The sequence below is a fragment of the Maribacter litoralis genome (assembly GCF_003075045.1).
Taxonomy (GTDB): domain Bacteria; phylum Bacteroidota; class Bacteroidia; order Flavobacteriales; family Flavobacteriaceae; genus Maribacter; species Maribacter litoralis.
Window position 1 is genome coordinate 21200 of record NZ_QCZD01000005.1, and the last position, 24837, is coordinate 46036.

20 protein-coding genes are annotated in these 24837 nt (G+C 36.1%); 3 read left to right on the forward strand and 17 right to left on the reverse strand.

Annotation, left to right across the window (positions count from 1 at the left end):
* Nucleotides 1-61: 61 nt before the first annotated feature.
* From DCS95_RS17035 to DCS95_RS17115, 17 genes are all read right to left on the reverse strand, one after another.
* Nucleotides 62-2080, reverse strand: a complete 2019-nt coding sequence (locus DCS95_RS17035) for a DUF349 domain-containing protein (protein WP_116772003.1) — start codon at nucleotides 2078-2080, stop codon at nucleotides 62-64.
* Nucleotides 2081-2224: 144 nt separating this feature from the next.
* A complete protein-coding gene (locus DCS95_RS17040) occupies nucleotides 2225-2980 on the reverse strand; it encodes a shikimate dehydrogenase family protein (RefSeq protein WP_116772004.1) in 756 nt (251 codons plus the stop codon).
* Nucleotides 2952-3971 (reverse strand): DUF368 domain-containing protein, encoded by a 1020-nt coding sequence (locus tag DCS95_RS17045; protein WP_116772005.1) that lies wholly within the window; start codon nucleotides 3969-3971, stop codon nucleotides 2952-2954. The genes DCS95_RS17040 and DCS95_RS17045 overlap by 29 nt, the downstream gene beginning before the upstream one ends.
* A gap of 13 nt (nucleotides 3972-3984) precedes the next feature.
* Nucleotides 3985-4899, reverse strand: a complete 915-nt coding sequence (locus DCS95_RS17050; protein WP_116772006.1) for a DUF368 domain-containing protein — start codon at nucleotides 4897-4899, stop codon at nucleotides 3985-3987.
* Between the two features lie 17 nt (nucleotides 4900-4916).
* Nucleotides 4917-6320, reverse strand: coding sequence for a tetratricopeptide repeat protein (locus DCS95_RS17055; protein ID WP_116772007.1), 1404 nt, complete (start codon nucleotides 6318-6320; stop codon nucleotides 4917-4919).
* Between the two features lie 104 nt (nucleotides 6321-6424).
* The gene (locus DCS95_RS17060) at nucleotides 6425-7600 is read right to left on the reverse strand and encodes an aspartate aminotransferase family protein (RefSeq protein ID WP_116772008.1); all 1176 of its coding nucleotides are present in this window, start codon (nucleotides 7598-7600) and stop codon (nucleotides 6425-6427) included.
* 8 nt (nucleotides 7601-7608) lie between these two features.
* Nucleotides 7609-9312, reverse strand: a complete 1704-nt coding sequence (locus DCS95_RS17065; RefSeq protein ID WP_425269167.1) for an OstA-like protein — start codon at nucleotides 9310-9312, stop codon at nucleotides 7609-7611.
* A 137-nt stretch (nucleotides 9313-9449) separates the two neighbouring features.
* Nucleotides 9450-10295 carry a sugar phosphate isomerase/epimerase family protein gene (locus DCS95_RS17070; protein ID WP_116772009.1) on the reverse strand — a complete coding sequence of 282 codons (846 nt, stop codon included), beginning with the start codon at nucleotides 10293-10295 and terminating at the stop codon, nucleotides 9450-9452.
* A gap of 2 nt (nucleotides 10296-10297) precedes the next feature.
* Complete coding sequence (locus DCS95_RS17075) at nucleotides 10298-11281, reverse strand: ThuA domain-containing protein (protein WP_116772010.1); 984 nt, start codon at nucleotides 11279-11281, stop codon at nucleotides 10298-10300.
* A gap of 20 nt (nucleotides 11282-11301) precedes the next feature.
* The gene (locus DCS95_RS17080; RefSeq protein WP_116772011.1) at nucleotides 11302-14463 is read right to left on the reverse strand and encodes a PVC-type heme-binding CxxCH protein; all 3162 of its coding nucleotides are present in this window, start codon (nucleotides 14461-14463) and stop codon (nucleotides 11302-11304) included.
* A gap of 88 nt (nucleotides 14464-14551) precedes the next feature.
* Nucleotides 14552-15853, reverse strand: coding sequence for a Gfo/Idh/MocA family protein (locus DCS95_RS17085; RefSeq protein ID WP_425269168.1), 1302 nt, complete (start codon nucleotides 15851-15853; stop codon nucleotides 14552-14554).
* Nucleotides 15854-15999: 146 nt separating this feature from the next.
* Nucleotides 16000-16797 carry a 3-keto-disaccharide hydrolase gene (locus DCS95_RS17090; protein ID WP_116772013.1) on the reverse strand — a complete coding sequence of 266 codons (798 nt, stop codon included), beginning with the start codon at nucleotides 16795-16797 and terminating at the stop codon, nucleotides 16000-16002.
* 147 nt (nucleotides 16798-16944) lie between these two features.
* Nucleotides 16945-18216, reverse strand: a complete 1272-nt coding sequence (locus tag DCS95_RS17095; protein WP_116772014.1) for an adenylosuccinate synthase — start codon at nucleotides 18214-18216, stop codon at nucleotides 16945-16947.
* Nucleotides 18217-18241: 25 nt separating this feature from the next.
* A complete protein-coding gene (locus DCS95_RS17100; protein WP_116772015.1) occupies nucleotides 18242-18712 on the reverse strand; it encodes a Fur family transcriptional regulator in 471 nt (156 codons plus the stop codon).
* Between the two features lie 50 nt (nucleotides 18713-18762).
* Nucleotides 18763-20967, reverse strand: a complete 2205-nt coding sequence (locus tag DCS95_RS17105) for a RelA/SpoT family protein (protein WP_116772016.1) — start codon at nucleotides 20965-20967, stop codon at nucleotides 18763-18765.
* Between the two features lie 44 nt (nucleotides 20968-21011).
* On the reverse strand, nucleotides 21012-22244 hold the full coding sequence (locus DCS95_RS17110) for a M48 family metallopeptidase (RefSeq protein ID WP_116772017.1): 1233 nt from the start codon (nucleotides 22242-22244) through the stop codon (nucleotides 21012-21014).
* A gap of 48 nt (nucleotides 22245-22292) precedes the next feature.
* Nucleotides 22293-23093 (reverse strand): TrmH family RNA methyltransferase, encoded by an 801-nt coding sequence (locus tag DCS95_RS17115; protein WP_116772018.1) that lies wholly within the window; start codon nucleotides 23091-23093, stop codon nucleotides 22293-22295.
* A gap of 82 nt (nucleotides 23094-23175) precedes the next feature.
* Between DCS95_RS17115 and DCS95_RS17120 the strand changes: the two genes are divergently transcribed.
* From DCS95_RS17120 to DCS95_RS17130, 3 genes are all read left to right on the forward strand, one after another.
* Nucleotides 23176-23973, forward strand: coding sequence for a hypothetical protein (locus DCS95_RS17120; protein WP_244178481.1), 798 nt, complete (start codon nucleotides 23176-23178; stop codon nucleotides 23971-23973).
* Nucleotides 23974-24073: 100 nt separating this feature from the next.
* A complete protein-coding gene (locus DCS95_RS17125) occupies nucleotides 24074-24313 on the forward strand; it encodes a MoaD/ThiS family protein (RefSeq protein ID WP_116772019.1) in 240 nt (79 codons plus the stop codon).
* Complete coding sequence (locus tag DCS95_RS17130; protein ID WP_116772020.1) at nucleotides 24313-24729, forward strand: molybdenum cofactor biosynthesis protein MoaE; 417 nt, start codon at nucleotides 24313-24315, stop codon at nucleotides 24727-24729. Before DCS95_RS17125 ends, DCS95_RS17130 begins: the two co-directional genes overlap by 1 nt.
* Nucleotides 24730-24837 lie beyond the last annotated feature (108 nt).

Consider the following 24837-nt stretch of genomic DNA (forward strand, 5'->3'; position numbering starts at 1 on the left):
TTTTCTTACATATAACGATTAAGCAGCTTAATTATTATACCCTTTATAAAAATTGGAATGTTTACACCTCAGATTGTGGCTCTTCTGTAGACTCGCCTTCATCGTCTTCCTTGAGTAAATTATTCTTTAAAATATTTAGTTTTTTAAGTTTTGCCTTCCACGCAGCCAAAGACTCTTTATGCTGATTTACTCTTTTTATGACATCTTGTACTAATGGATTGCTTTCAGAGGCATTTGAGAAAAACTGCAAATTATTTTCAAGCTGCCTGATTTCATCTTTACTTTCGTCTATTTTCTTTCTAATAAACGCACGCTCATTTTGTATGGCACGTTCTTGATTGTCATTATTGGTAAGCTGTTGAATTTTGTTTCCATATTTCAGTAGTTCAGACTCTTGCTTACTTACGCCACACTTCTGATAAAGGGCATCAATAATTTTGTCGAATTTTTGATTAATACTTTTCTTTTTAAAAGGAACCCTGCCATAGTTTTTCCATTCTTCGGAAAACTTTTTAATCGTTTCTAAATCTTTCGTTTTGTCGCCACTTAACTCAAAAGATTTAAGACGGTTCATACATTCCTCTTTCAGCTTAAGATTTGCCTCTTCTTCTTTAAAAGCATCATTTTTAAGGGCATTTAATCTGTCAAAGTAATGATTGCAGGCAGTTTTAAACTCTTTCCATAATTTATCCGAGTATTTTCTGGGTACGTGGCCAATTTTTTTCCATTGCCCTTGAATACGTTTCATTTCTGAAGTAGTAGTATCCCAATCTTCACTATCCTTTAGCGAAACTGCTATTTCCAACAATGCTCTTTTCTTATCTAAATTTTCTTGTTGCTCCTTTTTTAGATTTTTGTAAAATGCATTTTTATGCTGATTGAATTCTCTAACCGCAGCCTTAAAGCTATTCCAAGTTTTTGAATTTACTTTTTGGGGTACTTGACCGGCTGTAAAAAACGCTTCCCTTAGCTCTTCTAATTTTTTTATCTGTTGTTGTAGCTTACCGTGGTTGTCAGAAACGTTCTCCGTAAGTGTATTAATTTCATTTATAATAGCATGCTTACGCTCTAAGTTATCTTCTTTAATCTTGTCTAGGTTCTTAAAGTAATCTTGACGCCTTTCATGTATAATTTTTGTTGCGGCACTAAAACGATCCCAAATTTCTTCTCTATGTTCTTTACCTACGGGACCTAAATCTTCTTTCCAGATTTTATGTAGTACTTGTAATTCTCTAAACGCCCTATTTAAATCCGGTTCTTTAGCAAGCTCTTCGGCTCTGGCTACAATCTTACTTTTTTCTTCAAGATTATGCTTAAAATCTAAATCTCTTAAATCTCTATTGATATTTAGAAAATCGTAGAAAATTTCAATATGATGGTGGTAAGTTTTCCAAACATTGTTGTAATCTGCACGTGGAATAGGACCGGCATGGCGCCATTTCGCCTGTATATCCTTAAAATTATTATAGGTTGTGTTTATATCTTCTTCAACATTTACCAAGCCCTTCAATTGCTCAATAAGATCTAATCGATACGCTAGGTTTTCTTTGTGGCTTTTTTCTAGGCTCTTATAATATTGATTGCGCTTTTCTCTATATTCTGCATATACTTCATTGAACTGTCGCTTGTCTACTGAATTATATCTAAAATCAATTTCGTTACCGCCGTTAGAAATAAATTCTTCTTTTTTCTCTTCAATAAATTCATCAAATTTCTGATTGAATTCATCTTTGATATTGTCTACGTGCTTTCTTATTGCCTGAACTTTTTCATTCTTTACCAAGCGCTGTAATTCTCCAACTAAATTCTCCATGTTCATTTCATGGTAGTCTGGCATAGGAATTTCATGTCTTTTTTCAGTATCGGTATCTTCTGCATCTTCGGCATTAGAATCGTCAATTTCGTTCATGACATCAGTATCTGCCGTAGATTCATTTTCTTCAGAAGCGTTTTCTTCAGGTTGCTCTGTTGAATTTGTACTGTCTTCAACTGTTTCTTCTACCTTACTTTCCGTAGCTTGTGCGGTAGTGTTTTCTTCAGTTGAATTCTCTTGTAATTTTTGTTGTTTATCCTCAGACATAATCCTATGTTATATGCTTACAAGATAGTAACAACCCTAGTACTGGCAAAGAATTGCTTACTCTTTTTAAATCTATTGCAAAACCCAATAGTATAGGAAAATTCAATTAATGGCACCTTATTAAAGACAAGGCGAAGGAGTAGATTACTTTTGGTTCCAGATTTCCCAAGACTTTTCTGCTTGGTATTCTAGCATTTTGTAGCCATTACATATAGTCGCTCCATTTTCTTTTCCAGCCTTTAAAAAGGCGGTTTCCTCAGGGTTATATATAAGATCGAATAGCAAATGTTCTTCATTGATCTCTTGATAAGGAATATCTGGTTTTTGTTCAATATCGGGGAATGTTCCAACGGGTGAACAATTAACGATAAGTGTGTGCTCTTTAATAATGTCATTGGTTAAACCTTTATAGGTATAACCGTTGTTTTTTCCACTTCTTGAAACAAATGTGTAGGTAATGCCCAACTCTTCTAGCACATACGCTATTGCTTTTGATGCCCCGCCAGTACCTAGTATTAGTCCTTTTTGATGATGTTTTTTTAAATTAGGTTCAAGAGATTTTTTAAAACCGTATGCATCGGTATTAAAACCTTTTAAGCCATCTTCGCCAATTTTTATAGTGTTTACGGCACCTATTTTCTTAGCGGCATCATCAATGTCGTTCAAGAATTCCATTACCTCTTCTTTATATGGAATAGTAACGTTTAACCCTTTCACATTTTTGGTATTCTTAAAAATGGTTGGAAATTCTGAAATAGAGGAAAGATCAAAATTTTGATAGATATGGTTTTTAAGTTCCATTGCCTCAAATTTCTTTTTAAAATATCCTCTTGAAAATGAATAGGATATATTTTTTCCTATTAAGCCATAATTAGCTTTCTGTTCTTCTGTTCTTTCCATACCAATCTAAAACTAGCAAAATACTAATACCTATTATTATATAGAAAATTGCCATCCAATTTTCTACAACGGTCAAATCTGGTAGAAAACGTTCATAATTCATTATAATCTGTTTTCCATTGGAATCTAAAACCAGATTTCCATCTAAGTCTGTTTTGTAAATAGTTTTTTTCCATGGCCATACCACGCCTAGTGAACCGGTAATAAAACCGAGTATAGTTGCAGTGGTAACATGTTTGTAATGCTTTAGAACAAAGGTCAACAAGTGCGACAAGGTAACAAGACCTGTTGCTGATCCTAAGGTAAAAACGGCTAATATTTTTAATGTATGTAAGCGCTCTGTGTTATTTGTAAAACTAAAATCGCCAACCAATAATTCTGAAAATGTATCGTACAGCGCATTGACCGAGTCTACTAGCAGTAACACATAATTACCTAATAGTATTAAAATGAATGAACCCGATAAACCAGGTAGGGTCATGCCAGATACACTGATCATGCCACATAAAAAGATAAATAATAGATTGTCATTTTCTTTTGCGGGACTAAGAAAGCTGATAGCCACACCAATGCCCAAACCAATGAGGGCTGCGGTAAATGTTTTCTTTTTCCAGTAATCAAAATCTTTGCCTATATAATAGATGGATCCTAGTATCATGCCAAAGAATGTGGCCCAAACGTAGAGTTCACTTTTCACTAAAAAATAGTCCAAAACTTTTGAAATGCTGAAATAACTAACTAGCATTCCAAAAATAAGAAGTGTTAAAAATGAACCATTGATATAGCGATAGAAACTTTTAAACCTACCATTGATCAGAAGCTTAAACGCTTTAGCATTTACCTTTTGAAGAGAATAAATAAATTCTTCGTAAAAACCGCCTACAAATGCTACAATTCCACCTGATACTCCGGGTACTTTATTGGCGGCTCCCATACAAAGTCCTTTAACCACCAAGAAAAATTTATCGGTAAAGGTACGGGGTGTGTTCATGTAGGTTTTCGCATTACTTCTTTGAAGCGGATTTTTCCAATATAAAAATAAGGGAAAAACCTATGATAGCGGCTACAATGGCAAAAGTTAATTGATTATCACCTTGAAAAGCAAATGGTGAAATATTTTCATCAATTATAATTTCTTTTTTTCCGATCTGAATGATTTCTATGATGTTCTTCCAAGGCCATATTTTGTTCAATGACCCCAAGATGAATCCTGTTAAAACAGCTAATGTGGCATCCTTATAATTGGTGAACATCCATTTTAAGATTCTGGCAAAACTTAATATACCAAAAGTGGCACCACATGCAAATGTTATAATGATTCCGAAATCTTTTTCATTTACTGCCTCTAATACTGTTTTGTAAGATCCTAATAACACTAATATAAATGAACCGGAAATACCTGGTAATACCATTGCACAGATAGCAATAGCACCAGATAAAAAGATAAAAAGTAAACTGCCAGAGCTTGCCGATGGAGGTAGGGTCGTAATATAGAAAGCACTAACCGTACCTATAATAAAGAGAATTATGGCTAGTAAATGCCATTTTTTGATTGATTTTGCAATGAATATTACACTTGCCAATACCAAACCAAAAAAGAAAGACCATGTTGGTATGGGATGCTCATCTAAAAGCCAAGCAATAATTTTCGATAATGAGAAGATGCTGATCATCATACCAATTACCAGTGCAAGCAGAAAATTACCGTTCAGTTTTTTCCAGAACATTTTAAAGCCATCTTCTTTTAAAACTTTTAAAGTTTTTAGATTGACGTTATTGATAGAGGTGATAAATTCTTCGTAAATTCCTGTAACAAAGGCAATTGTGCCACCCGATACTCCGGGTACCAGTTCAGCAATTCCCATTGCCATGCCTTTTAAAGAAATGATAGTGTAATCTTTAGGTTTTCTATTTTCCATATGGTGTAGAACCTTTTCTACTTGGTTTTATTGTATTTTTTTACAATTTCCTGAGTCCATTCAGATTGACCATACTGAGGAAAATTTTCTGTGAATAGGTGCAATTTTTTTTGCTCTTTATCAATTTTTAACGCATCCATCAACATTATGCGAGCATTAATCGCGTCATTTGCCAATAGTAGATAACCTACAGACCTATATAACAATTTTAAGCTTTCAGGATAAAACTCTCTTCCTTGTGCAAGAATCTGAACAGCAGCATCTGTTTCACCATTGACCTTTACTACTTCTGCCCATTTTAGCCAGGTATCGAGTTCGTAGTTGCCTAAATCTACAGCTTGTTTAAAAGCAAAGTCGGCTTGATCATAGTTCTCAAGAGCCATGTGGATTTTTGCACATTTTTTCCAATACTGTGGGTTCTCTCCGTCGATATTCAAAGCTTTATTAATGTAGAACACCGCTTTTTCAAAATCCCTTTTATTATAATAAAGATTTGTAATGGCCAACCAACCTTTATCCAGTAAAGGATCTTCATGTACGGTCTGGTAGAAATAGTATTTTGCCATATCGGTATCCTTTAGTTTTTCATAGCATTTACCTATTCTTAAAAATGCATGTGAAGTAGGATCCTCAATAGATATGGTAGTTTCGTAGTTTTCAATAGCTTCCTTGTAACGACCTAATTTTTCAAGAACTTTACCTTTTTCAAAATAAGCCCCTATAAATGAATCGTCTGAGATAATGGCAAAATCAAAAGCTGTTAAAGCTTCGGTATACATTTCTTTATAATAGTACTGTTTGCCCAATTGATGCCATGCCACCTCGCAATACGGGTTTTTCTCTAAATATCCATTTAAATAAACAATGGCACCTTCGTAGTCTTTTAAAAATTCAAAACAATATACTACGTTGTATAGTGATGAGTAATCTTGTTCATCGAACTCAACACATTTCATAAAACTCTCTTTGGCACTATCGAAGTTGTCCATGAACAAATACTCCATGCCCAAAAGACTATAAACATCAAAACTATTATTGGTTATACTTAGCGCTTTTTGCAAAAGCTCTATTGCGCCTTCGTGATTATCAAGTTTAGATAGGATGTTTGCCCGTTGAATGTAGATTTCCTCGTTATGATTGTCTAAAAGTTGTAATTCATCTAAAAGGGCTTCGGCTTTTTCCATTTGGTTTTCAAAAACCATAACCTCTACCTGTAACAATTTAAGTTCAATTGAACCTGGATGTTGTTGTAGACCAATTTTAATTCCTTTTTTTGCCAAGGAAATTTTACCATGATTTAGGTAGTGGTGTACAATATCTTCAAAATCTTCGGCATCAAAGAAGTAGACATCATCTGTCTTCAACATCGATTCAAATTTTGTAATTGGCTTATCCGGTCTCTCGTTAGATTCTAACGCCATAGGCACTATTTAGTTTTACAAGATATATTAAAAGTAAGTGTTTGTAAGGTGTTTCAGGCGTTGTGCCAATCTATATTATTAACAAATTAGTTAACAACATTGATTTACATGGAGTTAAGAAGGGCTAAAATAATAGCGCAACCTTCTTTTATTTCTAATTCGGATATGGTTATTGGAGGTGATATACGAACGGCTCTATTTTCGAATAACAACCAAAATAATATAAGGTGTTTATCTTTTGCCCTTAGCACCAATTCATTTGCCGTTTCCGGCGAATCCATTATAAGTGCCAACATGAGCCCTTTACCTCTAACCTCCTTTATTTTGGTATGTTTCAAAAGATTCTTAAACAGTTGTTCCTTTTTTAAAGTGTCGGCAATCAACGAAGAATTAAGCAATACATTTAATGTTGCCAAACTTGAAGCGGCAATAACCGGGTTGCCGCCAAATGTGGTAATATGCCCCATTTTTGGGTTTTCACTGAGCGTATGCATTATATCTTTGCTTGCTGTAAAAGCACCTACAGGCAAACCCGACGCCATACCTTTGCCGATTACCAATATGTCTGGTATACAATTGTAATGTTCAAAGGCGAAAAGCTTACCAGTTCTGCCAAAACCAGGTTGAATTTCATCTAATATAAATAACGCTCCAACTTCTGAACACCTTTCTTTTACTTTTTTTAAATAACCATTTTTTGGAAGAATGAATCCGGCGCCACCTTGTATGGTTTCCAGTATTACACAGGCAGTTTTAGTCGTAATTTTTTCTAAATCATCCTCGTTATTGAATTTTATATGGTAAACATCTGGTAATAATGGTCGAAAAACACTCTTGCGCTCTTCAAAATCCATTAAACTTAAACTGCCCATGGTATTACCGTGATAGGCAGATTTTGCGGCAATAATTTCTGATCTTCCTGTATATCTTCTTGCTAACTTCAATGCCCCTTCAATAGCTTCGGTGCCAGAATTGACCAAGTAGGTGACCTCTAACGAAGTGGGTAGCTGATCGGCAAGTAATTTTGCATACTCGGTTGCTGGTGATTGCGCGTATTCACCATATACCATTACGTGCATGTATTTTTCTGCCTGATTTTTTATAGCGTCAATAACTTGCGGGTGACAATGACCAAGGGTACACGCCGAAACACCTGCAACAAAATCTAAATGTTGGTTGCCATCGGTATCATAAATATAACTGCCTTTGGCATGAGATACTTCCATACCTAAAGGGTAAGGGGAAGTTTGTGCCTGGTATTTTAGAAAGTCTTTGTTCATCTAAACTTCTAATTCTCCTTTTTTGGTGTTATGGATTTCTTAGGGTCTGTAGCTTTATTATTGGTAGAAATATTATTGATAGGGTCAGATTCGTTTTGGCTACGTTGTTGCTCTTCGGCATCTATATCTATTGGGTTATCTATACCATTAATGACTACAAGTTCTAAATTGTTATCATCCTCATCAAAAATATCCTCTTTTGTAAGTATGCGCTCATCGCCCCGCCAAACAAAGCCCTTTAATCTTCTGCTATTTTCCGGCAGGTCTTTTTCAGGAAATATATCGCCATCTGGGTCGGTATAAAACGTAAGGTCTTCAATATCATTATCAACCATGGTAATACGGATCTTACTACAAACCGTTTTATCTATACCAATAAGTTCATCGTCATCATTATACATATAATAAATAACCTCTGTATTTTTAACCAAGTCTATCAGTTTTAGCTCGTTATCTATGAATTTACCAAACAGGTTTATTCCCTTTGCTTGGTTGTACCCGGTCATACTAACACTGTCCAAAGAAATAATGAAGGCGTTTTTTAGAACTTTTAACGAGTCTAGTTTTTCGGTTTCCAAATTCGATTTTAAGTGAATGCTATCACCGGTCATTTGATTGGCACCGTTCCAAATAATAGGGTTTTTAATTAATTGGGTAATACCTGTTTTTTGTTCTGAATGTATACTGTCGCATTTACCGCTTAAATCTGTTTTGTAGAATTTGGCATTTCTAAATGCTCTTAGAATTCGCTCTTCGGGTTTACCGGTGACCATTAACGTATCTCCATGAACATAGAGCGAATCTCTTTCTTGAACAGAGATAGAAACAGCTCTTCTAGTTGCAAAGACAGAATCTTTGGCTTTAAATACTTCGGCGTAATGGGCTCTGATAATACCTTTGTTAATTGTATCGGTAACAGTAATGTTATTGGTGGCCGAAGCAAATTCTTGTGCTTTATTGAAATACACACTGTCACCTTCGATAATTCGATTATTATAATCTATGCGTGTATTTTTAATGCCGTAACCGGTTTCTACCTTGGTATCATAAAATCCTCTTTCACAATAAATTTTATACGTTTCTCCGTTTATGGTTGACGGACCGTACATGTAGGCATTTTTAGATGTTTGATAATAATCTAGTTGTTCAGAATCTACCGTGTATTTAGGATTATCAATATGTACGCTATCTAAAAACTGATACTTTTTAAGTTCCATAAAATACTTGCCAATCTTGCTGGTAAGTGTGTTGGCAGAATCTACTACGGTACCATTATCTTGATAAAATGCTTCTTGTTTTACACGATCTAAACGTAGTGTGTCGGTTCTTAAGGTCATGTCAGAATTGGTAAGAACAACATTGCCCCAAGCCTTTGCCAGTTTTACGTCACCTAAATAGTTGATTTTTTTACTGGTCATTTCTATAGAATCGCCCTGTTTTAAAATGACATTACCAATTGCTTCTAATCGATTTTCTAATTGATAATAAATGGCAACATCGCACCATAAATCTGCACCTTGATGTTCAAATTGCACTTGGCGGGTATCTTTACTAAAGATAGAGGCACCTGGGTATTCAGCTTCGTTTTTTGTGAAGTTGGCACCGTAGACAATATTGATTTGCTTGGGTTCTTCTTCATTATTGTCTTGTTGGGCAAAACCGAAAAGAGAACATGCAAAGAACAAAAGAACAACTAAATAAATCTTTTTCAACCTAAAAATTTTTTCAAAAATAGGATATTTTAAAGGAGCCTTGCCAAGGTTAAGATACTTTTGACATTTTGGTTGCTTAAAAGTGTCTTTAATTTAAAATATTCTTTTGAAGTAAGATAGTACAAAACGTTTTTTAGCTATGATAATATTTTTAATACGCCCCTTATATACCCAACAGATTCAGAAAGACCATAAATAGCATGATTAGCATCTTTTTCATACTCAATAGCAACTATGCCGGCATATTTTATTTTCTTTAGGGCACTTAAAATGGATGGTATGTCAATTTTACCATGACCCAATACCGTTTTTTCTCCGTCAGCTACCGGAGCGTCGATATCCTTAATATGTACATCAAATAATTTGTCTTGGTATTTTATAAGTTCTGCTGCTGGATCTAGACCTAATCTAAAGGTGTGGCCTACATCTATACATAGACCAATTCTATCATCTAATCCTTTTATATTGTCGTAAACACTTTTTGGTGAAGGAAAGATTTTGTCTTCCGGACCGTGATTATGTATAGCTAGTTTTACATTTGTCTCTTTTACCTTTTGCTCTACCAAAGGCAATAAATTATGTTCTGGTGCGCCAATAATCATAGGTAAACCTGCATTATGTGCGTAGGTAAAATAGGTTTCAACATCTTGTTCTGACTTCATGTAAATGACGCCGCCACCATATAGGTTAAGACCTCTAGCGGTAACTTTTTCATGAATATAGGTGAGCTCTTTTTTGTCTGCCTCATATGGTAAATGAAAACTTTTAAAAGCTACATCTTTTAAACCTAAGCGCTCTGTAATATCAATTAATTCATCTAAACTATATTTTCTTAAAGTATATGAAGCTAAGCCAATATTAAGCTTATGGTCATTCAAATCTGCATCGTTGGTAATGTTTTGAACTGACGTGAAAGACGATGTACCTAATGCCAATACACCTAGTCCACTTGTTTTGATGAAATTTTTTCGAGTTAATGCCATGCTTAGAAATTAGTTATTGGTTCTTGTTTCTTTTTAAATTTTTGCCCAAAACCTGAGTTGTTGGGTGAAAAAGGAGTTTCTAGAGTAACGTTTACACCTTCTTCCGGAATACGGTCTTCTTTGCCCAATGCCCAATAAATACCATTCATGGCAATCTTTCGCATAACAGGAAGTTTAAAATCGTAAGGATGCCCTAAGGTGGTAAAGAATACTCTTCCGGTCTTGCCCGATGTTCCTGTGTAACTTTTTGTCCAAGCTACAGGATTGTCTAAAGAGAATTGGTCTAGCTTACCATTTATTTCGTGTTGAGATTTAGTGGAATGTCCCATTAAAATAGGTTCGCTATCGCCCTGTAGTTGCCAATCGCCACCATCTACATGATATAACCACGAATATGCTTCAAATTCAGAAAAACCATTTAAAATAGGGTTTTCTTCTTTACCGTCTTTAATGCTAATAGTTGTAACAGGATACTTACCGTCATCAAAGTGACCATGGTGGGTAATCCATTGCTGACCAAAAACTTTTGCAGGCCATTCTTCATTAAATGCAGCAAGTGTGGAATCATTATCATATTTAAATGCATGGGTGGTCGTTCTAAAACCTACAATTGGTTTTCCCGATTCTACGTAATTGGTAATATAATCGCGTTCTTTTTTAGGTAAATTTCTAAAACGCATGAATACGACCATTAAATCTGCACTTTCCAATGCTTCTAAGCCAGAGATGTGGTCAGATCTATTTGGGTCTATATAGCCCAAACTATCAATGGAGTAGGCAATGGATACTTTTGCCCCTAATTCTCTTTTTGCCAATTTCGCTAACATGGGAAAAGATTCTTCTGATCTATATTCTTCTTCACCTGTGACAAAAACGATATGCGGAACTTTCTGTTCTTCAGAGACTGGCACTTTCTTTTCATTTGTCTTTTCACCACAAGCCGTAAGTATGATTAGAAATAAAATAGATAGATATCTAATTTTCATAGTTGTTTTTTTTAAGTTGATTATTTCATCGGATGTTCTTTTAGTAATTCATCTGCCGTATAAAAACTGTTACGATCTTTGGTCGCCTCCCGCACTTCTTTTACTTTGTTTGGGTCAATGACCGATGCTTTATTACCAAATGAATTTCTAACATAAGTAAGTACGGCAGCAATTTCATCATCTTTTAACAACCCCTTAAAAGCCATCATGGGTACTTGACCTTCATAATGGTTGCCCATTATATTCATAGGTCCGTAAAGCCCGTGTAAGGCTAACTTTATCAATCGTTCTTCATCACCTAAAACCCATTCTTGACCTACTAAAGTTGGGTATCCTGCTTTTTGTAAACCTGTACCACTTTCTTGGTGACAAGTTACACAGTAACCTTCGGTTTCATAAATCTTTTTTCCTTTGGTAAAAACTTCTAAATCAGCTCCCTTTAAGTGTGATGCTAAAATTTCTTCTTTTGCTTCCTCTAGAAAGTTACCCGTTAATCTTGTTTCTGCAAAATTAAATGCATCAAGCATCCATTCGTCCAATGGGTGATTTCTGGCAACATTTAAAATTTCCAGCCCTTTTGCTTGTGGTAACCATGATGCCGCGGTAATAGCTTCCAATCTTACCCTGCCATGCTTGTCGCTTGCCGCATTTTTCAGTAATTCTTGTGCGTTGTTCAGTTGGTGCCCCATATACCGTACAACTCTTACGGCAGCAGCACGAACTCTATGGTCTTTAGATGTTAACAATGTTTCTAATAATGGTTTGTCTACCTTGTTCATTCCCCAAGAAACCCATAGACCTTCTAATTTATGATGTTCATAATTGGGGTCGTTTTCATCTAGACCGGTGATCCAAATGTTTAAATAATCTAAAACTTCTTCGGTGTTTCTGCCTCTTAATTCCCTTCTTGTTCTATAGCGGGTTCTGTACTCTGGCAGCTTCAAATTCTCAAATAATTGAGCTATTGATGCGCCGTCTATTTGTGCAGGTTCTACCAAAGGCCTTGATGGGTATGTAATTCTGTAAATTCTGCCATGTGCGTGATCGCGTAAAGGATCACGGGCATTATGTTGCATATGACCGATTAATACGTTGTGCCAATCCACAAGATAAAGAGAACCGTCTGGTGCAAATTCAAGTTCAACAGGTCTAAAATTTGGGTCGGTACTAGTAATTAAGTCTTGGCGATGTTTAGTGGTGTAACCTGTTCCTTTTTCCAACATTTGATGTTGTTTTAAACCGAGAAAACCAATGGAGTTTGCCAACAGCATATCACCTTGAACCTCGCTGGGGAAGTGGCTGCTTGAAATAAACTCTAAACCGGATGTTGGTCTAACCCGGTGCGCTTCTTCAATTAATTCTTCGGTTAACGGCGATGAAATTCCGTAGATGGGCTTTAAGGAACTTGGCATCATCCAATTGACCTTGGGTCCAGAAGTATGTAAAAAGAAATCTTGCCCCCAATCATCGACCGCAATACCCCAAGGATTAGGAATGGAAACTTGAAGGGTGCGCTCTAAATGTTTACGTTGCGGATTATATCTGTAAAATCCACCATTGGTAGCACGAACGGTTCCATATGAAGTTTCGACGTTAGTATGAAGAAATAAACCTTCAGACATATAAAACGCACCGGAAGGGTCTGCACAAAAAGCTGAAATGGCATGATGCGTATCGTGATCGTCAAAACCACTTAAAACAGTTTCAATTTTATCGGCTTTGTCATCACCATCTGTATCTGAAAATAATTTTAGGGTAGTACCTTGACTTACATACACCCCTTCAGGAGCAAACTCAAATCCAATTGGTAAATGTAGATTATCGGCAAAAACGGTTTCCTTATCTGCCTTACCGTCATTATCGGTATCCTCCAGAATAATGATTTTATCATTTGGTTTGGCGTCACCAGGTTTGTAATGCGGGTACGAGGGTAATGTGGCCACCCATAACCTCCCTTTATTGTCAAAAGATATTTGCGCTGGGTTGGCTAAATTGGTGAATTCCTTTTCAGAGGCAAACAATTCTACTTTATACCCTTTTGGTACGGTTAAGGTTTTTAAGGCTTCTTTACCATATTTGTACTTTAAGTCTCCATGGCCTTCTACTAAATTATAATTGGTAGCTACAGGTGGTAGCTTGCTTGTTAGCGCATCGGCAGAATCTATATCATATTCTATACCCTGTGCAGTTGCCCATATGGCAGAATCTCTAATAGCCGTTAGCTCCCTAGTTTTTTTAATTTCATACGGATAATTATCTGGACCATAGGGAGCATGCCTTCTGCCAAATACATGAACACCATTTGGTATTTTATAATCGTTGTGCCAATAGAAATTTTTTTCTTGTACAGCTTCGTTAATTGCAATTCTTTTGTTTTCATGCTCTATAGGTTTGTTTCCCGTAAGCTCATCGGCTAAAAATTTAGCAAAAGTGTCATATCCTAATTTGTTCATTTGCGAACCGTCTATGGTGTAGTCTTCATCGGTATTTTTAAACCATTTTTTCGACGGATTATAAACATTAATAAAAGGTATGTTGTTTGCGGCAGCAACTTCGCTCATTGCATCGGTATATAATTTCAGGTTTTGGTTTTCCGAAATTCCATTAGGTACATCTATATGATCGGATAAATCTTCAAAGGCAATGGGAGAAATAAGAACTAGTTGTGGGGTAGAGGTGCCGTTGTATTTTTGTTTAACCGAGTGCTTTATAAATGCATCTAGTTCTTCCTTATAATTTTCTAAGCCCTCAGCACCTTCAAATGATTCGTTATAACCGAAAAAAGCTAAAATTATATCGGCGTTAAGTCGAGTTAACCATTCATCTGGAGTTTCAAATTCTCCTTCACTACCAGAATTTTGGGCAAGTTCTGTTTGAAATTTTTCTGCTCCCGGGAAAGCCCATGGAGATACTCGGCCAGAATGTGGTCGAAAACCGGGAGTGTCACCGGCATCGGACATATTTCGTATAAAGAGGGAGTCTTTTGGATACCGTAGATGTAATTCTGTTTCCAAACTACCATAATTCATCATTCTAGACCCTAGATTGTTTCCGATCAGTACAATCGAATTATGAGGCTTTATTTGAATTATTGGCTCTTTGCTATCTGAGCAGCTTTGCGCTATTAGAATGCCAATAGATAGGAGGGCGAATCTAAAAGCAATGGTGAAGCTTTTTGACATTTTTGATTTTGTTGTTTGTGGTCTGTTCTTTTAAAAATAGATATAAAAAAACCACTCGAAAGTGGTTTTTGTGATATTTAATTGGAAATTAGAAATTTCTATAATCACCTTCTAAAAAAGCATTGGCTTCTTCTTCGGCAAATTTGGCATTTTCACTATCCCAGTGTAACACTTGGTTTGGAAACCTGCCGGCTATAACACCTAACAAAATGGTTTCTGTAAGTCTAGATGCATATGAAAAAGGAGCGGTGGTTTCATCTGTGCCCAAGCACGCATCTACAAATTGATGGTAGTGCTTTGGACCTTCAGATTCATAATCTCGAATAGGTTTGCCCATGTTGTTCGCTTTTTCCACTGCTTCTATTTCTGCTGAAATGTCAACATATTTGCCATCTACTATTTTTTTAGGCAGCTGCATAAAATGTGGTAGTAGCAATCTCCCTTTTTCACCAATGAACATAGCACCTTGGTCTGGTAATGTTCCTTCGTCTGCAGTTTTAGTCTCCAGTGACATTTTATCTTCCATGCTGTCTTTAGAGTTGTCTTCTGTTGAGGCTACTTTATCTGACCCTGGTAAAATTAAATCTTCATGGTCTTTTGGTGCACCGGGTCCGTCATACCAAACCCACTTTAATGTTTCTGTAGTATATTCCGTTTGTGGAAATTCATAGGTAACTACATTGTTTTGTGGAAAACCAAAGCCGTTTGGTTCCCTACATTCATTTTTAATGGTTTTAGGAACTTGTAACGCCAAAGCATTATACGGTGTATCAAAAATATGAACTCCCATATCACCTAATGTTCCACAGCCATAATCTACCAATTTTCGCCAATTTCCTGGGTGGTAAAAACCTTCTTTATACGGTCTTTTTGCTGAGGTGCCTAACCATAGATTCCAATCTAATGATTCTGGAACAGGGTCGGAACCTGAAGGCTCCGGTCCGTCATATCCCCAGTCTTTAGGAGACCAGGCACGTACGGTATGTACTTTGCCAATTATACCCGATTGTATTAATAAGGTAGCTAACTTATAATCATAAAATGAATGTACCTGTATACCCATTTGAGTAACTAGTCCTTTTTCCGCTGCAAGTTTGTTCATGGCCCTTGCTTCAGATACATAATGGGTCAATGGTTTTTGGCAATATACCGGTTTGTCCATCTCCATGGCCATCATTGAAGCGGGTGCATGGGTGTGATCTGGTGTAGAAACCACTACAGCATCGATATCATCGCCCATTTCTTTTAACATAACTCTGTAGTCGGTATATGTTTTTGCATTTGGATGCAATTCTTTTGCTGCTGCCAAATTGTTGGCATCAACATCACAAAGGGCGGTAACATCTACTTTGCTATGTGATGAAATCGCTTTTAAATCTTCGGCACCCATGTTGCCAACACCAATATGAGCAGTTCTTAATCTGGTTAATTTTTTCGCTTCTTTCTTGCAAGACCAAAGTCCAGATGGTAATAATACAAATGTGGACAATGCCGCAGCGTTTTTTAAAAAGTCTCTTTTATTCATTGGTGTGGTGGTTAAAGTTTTTTTATTTTAATGTTTCTGAACCAGATAGGGCTAGAGTGATCTTGAAAACCGATATAGCCAGTTTTATACTTGCCATAATCTTCACTGTTCTTCCATTTATCGGAATTCTTTTTTTCGTACCAAGCTTCATCCCATGGCACAAAGGAAACTACTTTTTTTCCGTTTAGCCAATGTTCTACCTGTTCTGGAGTGAAGATGATTCTAGTAGTGTTCCATTCGCCCACCGGATGCAATATTTTGCCCTCTGGATCTGCAGCATGCATGGCATAGTCTGATGCAGTTTGTTGTAAAGGTTTTAGCTCTTCGGGTTTGTCCGTATACCCTAAACTTAAATTGTAATCGGTAAGATTGTGGATGCTGGCATAGTTTTCATCATCTATCAATTGGTATTCTGGCGCAACTTCTGGTGGACTATCGTATCCTTCTTTTAAATGATAGAAAATGCCGCTATTGCCTCCTTTTGGTAATTTCCACTCTACATAGAGTTCAAAATTATCGAACTCCTCTGCGCCATAAATAATATCTGTGCCGCCGGTGTAATCTTGCTCCTTACCTAATTCTGTGTCAAATTGTAGTTCTCCGTCTTTTACGATCCAACCTGGCGGTAGTTCTTTGCCATTATAAGCGCGCCAGCCTTTTGTAGTTGTACCATCAAAAAGGGTTATCCATTCGCTTTCGGTTTCTTGTTGGGTAACGGTTTGTTCATCAGCTTTGTCTTTTTTTTCTGTTTTGCAAGCTGTCGCCAATACAAGAAAAAAAAACAAGGTTGAGTAGGTGGTTTTTTTCATTTGTTGAGTTGTCGTTAAGTTGTTGTTGATGTGTAAAATGTAAATTTTGCACAAGCTTGAAAATACAAAAAAAAAGAATGGCGATAAAGGTATTTCCCTATATCGCCATTCTTGAAAGTTGAACAACCTATTCTGGTCGCTTAATGTCTATCTTAAGATTGTCTGTGTTCTATCTGGACCAACAGAAACAATTTTAATCGGCACTTCTAATTCCTTCTCTAAAAATTCTATATATGCATTTAATGCTTTTGGTAATTGATCGGCAGAAGTCATTTTAGTCAAATCTTCTTTCCAACCATCCATTTCCGAGTAAACGGGAGTAACATTTTCAGCTTCAATATTATAAGGGAAATGCTCTATTTGTTCTCCTTTATAGTTGTAAGCAGTACAAACTTTTAGTTTTTCAAATCCGCTAAGAACATCGCCTTTCATCATCATCAGTTCAGTAACTCCGTTTACGCGAACCGCATATTTCAAAGCTACCAAATCTAACCAACCACAACGTCTTGGTCTTCCAGTAGTGGCTCCAAACTCATTACCTACACGACCCATAGTTTCGCCATCTTCGTCAAAAAGCTCTGTTGGAAAAGGACCGCTACCAACTCTTGTGGTATATGCTTTGAAAATACCTTTTACCTCTCCGATTTGATTAGGGGCAACACCTAAACCTGTACAAGCGCCGGCGGCGGTTGTATTCGATGAGGTTACAAATGGGTATGTGCCAAAATCAATATCCAATAATGAACCTTGAGCACCTTCTGCCAATATTTTTTTACCCGCTTTTTGTGCTTGATATAAATATTCTTCACTATCAATGAACGTTAATGTCTTAAGTTCTTCAACAGCTTTGAAAAAATCTGCTTCAAGTTCTGCCAAGTCATATTGAATATCTACATCGTAGAAATTGATCATAGCTTCGTGCTTATTGGCTAGGCTACGGTATTTTTCTTTCCAATCACTTAGTTCTAAATCACCCACACGCATACCGTTTCTTCCGGTCTTGTCCATGTAAGTAGGGCCAATACCTTTTAAGGTAGATCCTATTTTTGCCTTTCCTTTTGATGCTTCGGAGGCTGCATCAAGTAAACGGTGGGTAGGTAAGATTAAATGCGCTTTTCTAGAAATGAACAACTTAGATTTTACATCTAATTTGAATTTCTTCAATGCATCTAATTCTTTCTTGAAAATAACTGGGTCTATAACCACCCCGTTACCTACTACGTTTACCGCATTTTTATGAAAAATTCCTGAAGGAATGGTGTGTAAAACATGCTTAATTCCATCAAATTCTAAAGTATGACCGGCATTTGGTCCGCCTTGAAAGCGAGCAATAATGTCATAATTTTCGGTTAAAACGTCAACAATTTTACCTTTTCCTTCGTCACCCCATTGCAGGCCTAACAATAAATCTACTGCCATCTAAATATTATATACTTGGTTAGTTCTATTTTGTTTCTTTTTTGCCTGCATCTTTAGCAGGAGTATTTTTGGTCCCGTAAAAATATAGGGAATGTGTATTTATCTTAATATCAAAAACTTCTTCAATTGTTTTTTTGATAGACTGTATTCTAGGATCACAAAACTCCATTACTTCACCAGTGTCGGTTAAAATCACATGATCGTGTTGGCGATCAAAATATGATTTTTCATATTGCGCCTGGTTTTTACCAAATTGATGCTTACGAACCAATTTGCAATCCAATAGAAGTTCAATGGTGTTATAGAGAGTTGCCCTACTAACACGATAGTTTTTATTCTTCATTTTAATGTAGAGAGACTCTATATCAAAATGCTCGTCACTTTCGTAAATTTCTTGTAGAATAGCGTAGCGTTCGGGTGTTTTTCTATGTCCTTTGTCCTCTAAAAAGGTAGTGAAGACGTTTTTTACAATTTCTTGATTTTTATCAGAAGACATATTTACTGCATTAATGCACAAAGGTACAGTTAAATTTTAATTTCCTTTTTCTAAATACGAGTAACTTTATCAATACCGTTGATGTTCATAAGATTATCGGTCAACTTTTTCAATACTGCTTTATTTTTGACCACTACGGTAATCTTTCCTTTAAAGGTGCCGCCATCGGTACTGAAATTTAAATTACGCATATTAACGTGCATAATATCAGAAATAACTTCGGTAATATCACTTACAAGACCTAAATTATCAATACCTGTCATTACAATATCCGCTTGGTATTCTTGTTGAGAAGAATCTATCCACTTAGCACTTATAATTCTATACGCATAATTAGATTGTAATGAAATGGCATTGGGGCAATTTTTTTTGTGAACCTTTATACCTTCAGATACACTTACAAAACCAAATACATCATCACCGGGTATAGGATTACAACATTGTGATAGTTTGTACTCCAACTTTTCTTCCTCTTTACCAAAGACCAACATGTCATATTTAGAGGTAATCTCATCTTTGTTGATATCCTCTGGTGCTGGTGTTTTACGCATTCTATTCTTAAAGAAACTAATGAATGCATTGCTATAGGAGGAAGCAAAGTCTTTGATCATGGCATTGTCAATGGAGCCAATACCTACACGGTAAAATAAATCTAAACTGGTTTTTAGCTTAAAGAAGGTCACCATTTTGTTGATGGAGTCTTCGTTGAGCGAAATTTTTTGTGATTTTAGTTTTCTACGTAAAATCTCTTTACCATCTTCTGCAACAGCTTTTTTCTCTTCTCTAAGAACAGATTTAATTTTAGCACGTGCTCTAGCTGTTGTTGCGTAATCTAACCAGTTTTGATTGGGTTTTGCTTGGTCAGATGTTATGATCTCTACTTGATCTCCACTTGAAAGTGTGGTGTTTAAAGGAACCAATTTACCATTTACCTTGGCTCCCCGGGTGCGCATACCAACTTCTGTATGAATGTTGAATGAGAAATCTAACGGTGTAGCTCCTTTTGGTAATGACTTTAACTCTCCTTTAGGGGTAAATACGAATATTTCTTTTGAATATAGGTTGAGTTTAAATTCCTCAACAAAATCTACGGCATTTGTATTTGCGTTCTCAAGCGCTTCTTGAAGTTTGTTTAACCAAACCTCTATACCTTGTTCTTTTTGATCTCCGTGCTTGTATTTAAAATGCGCTGCATAACCCTTTTCGGCAATTTCGTGCATTCTTTCACTTCTAATTTGAACCTCTACCCATTTACCTTTTGGTCCCATAACGGTGATGTGTAAAGCTTCGTATCCGGTGGATTTAGGCGAGGATATCCAATCTCTTAATCTAACAGGGTTGGGGGTAAAGTGATCCGTTACTATGGAATAAATTTTCCAAGCGAGAAACTTCTCATTTTGTAAATCGGATTTATAAATAATTCTAATAGCAAATTTGTCATAGATTTCCTCAAATGTTACATTTTGCGCAATCATCTTTTTACGCATAGAGAAGATAGATTTCATCCTCCCTTTTATGATGTAATTGAGTCCTTCTTTTTTAAGTGAATTATCTATAGTGCCAGAAAAAGCATCTATGTATGCTTGCTGATCTTCTTTGCTATCCTCTATTTTATCTTTAATAGAGTTGTAAACTTCTGGTTCTGTATATTTTAAGCTTAGATCTTCTAACTCCGTCTTAATATTGTAAAGCCCTATTCTATGGGCAAGTGGGGCATAAATGTAAAGTGTTTCCGAAGCTATTTTTACCTGCTTGTGCTCTGGCATAGAATCCATAGTGAGCATGTTGTGGTAACGGTCGGCAATCTTTATGATAATAACTCGTACATCATCATTTAAAGTCAAGAGCATTTTTCTGAAATTCTCCGCTTGCTGGGAGATGTTCATGTCTTTTTTTAAATGTGATATTTTTGTGAGTCCGTCTACAATGCGCGCTACCGTTTCACCGAACATACGGTCAATATCGTCTAAGGTGTATTCGGTATCTTCTACAACATCATGTAGCAGGGCAGAGGCAATGGAAACCGCATCAAGACCTATTTCTGAGGCTACAATTTTTGCCACCGCTATAGGGTGAAATATATAAGCTTCTCCAGATTTTCTTCGTTGGGTTTTATGCGCATCAACTGCCACCTCAAAAGCGCTTCGTATTAGTTTTTTATCATCATCAGTTAGAGTTTGATAACTAATTCGAAGTAACTCCTTATACTCTTGAGCTATAAGCTTGTTTTCCTCTTCTATCGCTGCCTGTGTCATACTAGATTAAAAATAAGATAATCTTATATGATGCACAACAAAAATTATGCCTTTAAATTACGTATGCGATCGATTAACGGTGGATGTGAATAATGCATAAATACGTAAGCAGGATGCGGCGTTAAGTTGCTAAGACTGTTTTTTGATAGCTTTTTTAAAGATGCGACCAATGGTAAGGCTGCATAGGTATGTTTGGCATAGTCATCTGCCTCGTATTCAAATTTTCTTGAAAAATGATTCATTAATAACCCAGTGATTTCGGAAATCGGACTATATAATATTCCAAACCCTATTAATGCGGCATGAAAACTTGGTCTGTCAACACCTATTGCTAAAGAAACTTCCGGGTTATTTATAAAGAGTGATAATATCAATAGCATTACCCCGGTCAAAAGGACGGATGCTGCCAAATTATAAATGATATGTTTTCGTTTATAATGTCCTATTTCATGTGCTAAAACGGCCACTATTTCCTCTTCTTCTAAATCATTGATCAAGGTGTCATAAAGCGTAACGCGTTTTTCTTTTCCAAAACCAGAAAAGTATGCATTTGCCTTGGTAGAGCGTTTAGAGCCATTGATTACAAAAATATTTTTGAGGTCAAAACCTACCTCTGCGGCATAACTTTCAATTTTACTCTTTAAACTACCAGCTTCCAATGGTTGTTGTTTATTGAATAAGGGTACAATAAGCTTGCTGTAAAATAAATTCATGAATAAGATGAAAACAGTTACCACTGCCCAAGTATAAAGCCAAAAATTGGTGCCTGCCCATTGAAAAAACCATATTACCAAAGAAAGTATTAATCCACCCACTATAATGGTCATTAGCCATTGTTTTAGCTTGTCGATAAAAAAGGTAGTTTTTGTTGTTTTGTTGAACCCGAATTTTTCTTCAATAACGAAGGTCTGATAATAAGAGAACGGGAGATTGAGTATATCACTACCGATCATTATAATGCCAAAGAAAATTAATGCTTGTATTATGGTATTGTCACTCTGGTTTTGGGCAACATGATCTACCCAGGCAAATCCGCCAAAAAGCAAAAATGCAAGAATTAATAATAAAGAGAATACCGAAGTAAAAATACCGAACTTGTAATTAGTAAGTTTATAGGCTTGTGATTTTTTATATTCTTCTGCATTAAATACATCGGCTACTTCTGCCGGAATGGGATCTTTAAAACGCTTGGCGTTCAAATAATTCATTACTGTGGCAAGTATGAATTCCCCGATCAGAATAAATAGAATACAATAAAATACAATTGTTTTGTCCATATAGCGTATTTGAAAACGAATGCATTAGTAGAAAAAGTATGTGAACTTCTAGTTTAATTTGCGTTGTCGTTTTGCTTCAAAGATAAGTATTGCGGCAGATACCGAAACATTCATCGAATCTATTTCACCTTCCATGGGTATAATGATGTTCTGAGTGCTATTTTGTAGCCATTCATTACTCAGCCCAGAGTGTTCTGTACCAACGACTATGGCAGTAGGTTCTTTAAAACTTACTGTTGTATAATCTTTAGAAGCCGAGAGGGCAGCACAAAAAACCTGAATGCCTTCTTTTTTTAGATAGGAAATTATCTCGGTAGTGGTACCCATTTTTACATTTCTAGAGAACACACACCCTACACTTGATCGTATAATATTGGGATTGTAAAGATCTGTTTTTGGGTTGGCTATCAAAACCGCATCAAGATTTGCCGCATCTGCCGTTCTAAGTAATGCACCTATGTTGCCTGGTTTTTCGGGAGCTTCGGCAATTAATATTAAAGGATTTTCAGTGTCGAACGCTAAAGATGATAATTGGTGGTCTTTACTTTTGGCTATAGCTATAATACCTTCGGTAGTATCTCGGTAAGCCAATTTTCTATATACGTCGACACTTACTGATATTAATTGATCAAAATTAAAAGATTGCAGAATTTGGGTGTTTTCAAGTATATCTTCACAGTATAATATCATATCTATATCATACAATGCGTTGCTTGCAATCTGCAATTCGCGCAATCCCTCTAAAATAAAAAGACCGGTTTTTTTGCGTTCTCTAGATTTTTCCTTTAAGAGTAAAACCTTTTTGATTAAAGGATTTTGAGCACTGCTAATATGTTTGGTTGACTGCATGTAGTACAAAAATAGTTCAATTTGGTAAGTCCGTCATATTTTCTCGACTAAGGATTTTTAAAACCATAAAAACTGAATAAAAATGATGAACAAACTTTACCTTTTAGTCTTAACAATGGCCGTATTTTCATGTAAGCAGGCTCCTAAAAAAGAAATGCCTGCAGAACCCGTTGAAGAGGCAGTGGAAATGGTGAATGTAGATCGGTACCCATCAGAATTAAACAAGGTATTTGAAGCTCATGGCGGATTAAATGCATGGAAAAGCTATAAAACCTTGAATTTTGAAATGCCAAAGGAAGGTTATAATGAAATTCAAACTATTGATCTTCATAAGCGATTTGATAAAATTTCTACACCTGATTATACTATAGGTTATGATGGTGGTGAGGTGTGGCTATTGGATAATACAGGGAACTACGAAGGAAAACCTAAGTTTTACCATAACTTAATGTTTTACTTCTATGCTATGCCATTCGTATTGTCTGATGACGGAATAAAATATGAAGAAGCGGAGGCATTGGTCTATGACGGTGTTTCATACCCTGGTTATAAAATTTCTTACAATGACGGTGTTGGGGCATCATCCACAGATGAATATTTTATACATTATGATGCAGATACACATCAAATGAAATGGTTAGGTTACACCATGACTTACTTTAGCGGAGAACCTTCTAACAAGGTAAGTTGGATCAATTATGCAGACTGGACCAAGGTTGAGGATGTCTTGCTGCCAAAAGCGATTACATGGCATAATGTTGAAGAAGGTGAAGTTAAAGAATCAGCTAAAACAGTGAATTTTGAAAATGCTAATTTATCTACTGAAGCTAAACCTACAGGGTTTTATTCCGCAGCTGAGAATGCGGTAAGTGTGAAATAAATCTTTTCTCAAAATCATATAATTTTTTTAAAATAGGTGCCATTTTTATGGCACCTTATTTTTTATGCCTAACTTGGAATTTATCTAATTTTAGACGGTTATGAATGTACTTTTTTTTGGTATTACCAAAGATATAGTGGGCAGTTCAGCAATTAATTTTAATGAGGAATTAAAACCAGCGAATGTTGGTTCGTTAAAGAAAAAATTGATTGACACTTACCCCGAATTTTCAAAGCTGAATTCATTGGCGGTTGCCGTAAATAGTGAGTATGCCGATGATACTTTAGCCTTGACAGGTAATGAGGAAATTGCGATTATACCACCTGTAAGCGGAGGCTAATGAAGAAAGTTATAGAAATAGTTGATACTATAGATACTGCAAAGGTTTATACGGAATTAAGTGATCCCAAAAGTGGAGGAATCTGTGTTTTTGTTGGTGCCGTTCGTGAGTTTACAAACAACGAAGAAGTAATTGCTTTAGAGTTTGAAACGTATAAAGAAATGGCCTTAAAGGAAATGGAAAAGATTGCTGACAGCGCGATTGAAAAATGGGCATTGAACAAGGTTGTAATGAGACATGCCGTTGGAGAGAAAGGTGTTGAAGAACCGGTTGTTGTAGTTGGGGCGTCTTCTGCACATAGGGATGCTTGTTTTGAAGCTTGTAGATATCTTATCGATACTTTAAAAGAAACCGTTCCTATTTGGAAAAAAGAGAAGTTCAAGAATAAAACGATATGGGTATCGGCGCATCCGTGATTTTTGGAAAACAGAAGTTAGAGGAGAGAAAATAGAAAAGAGGAGCTGGAGAATAGAATAAAGATAATAGAGGAAATTGAGTTTGTATTTGAACCTGAACTTGATTTT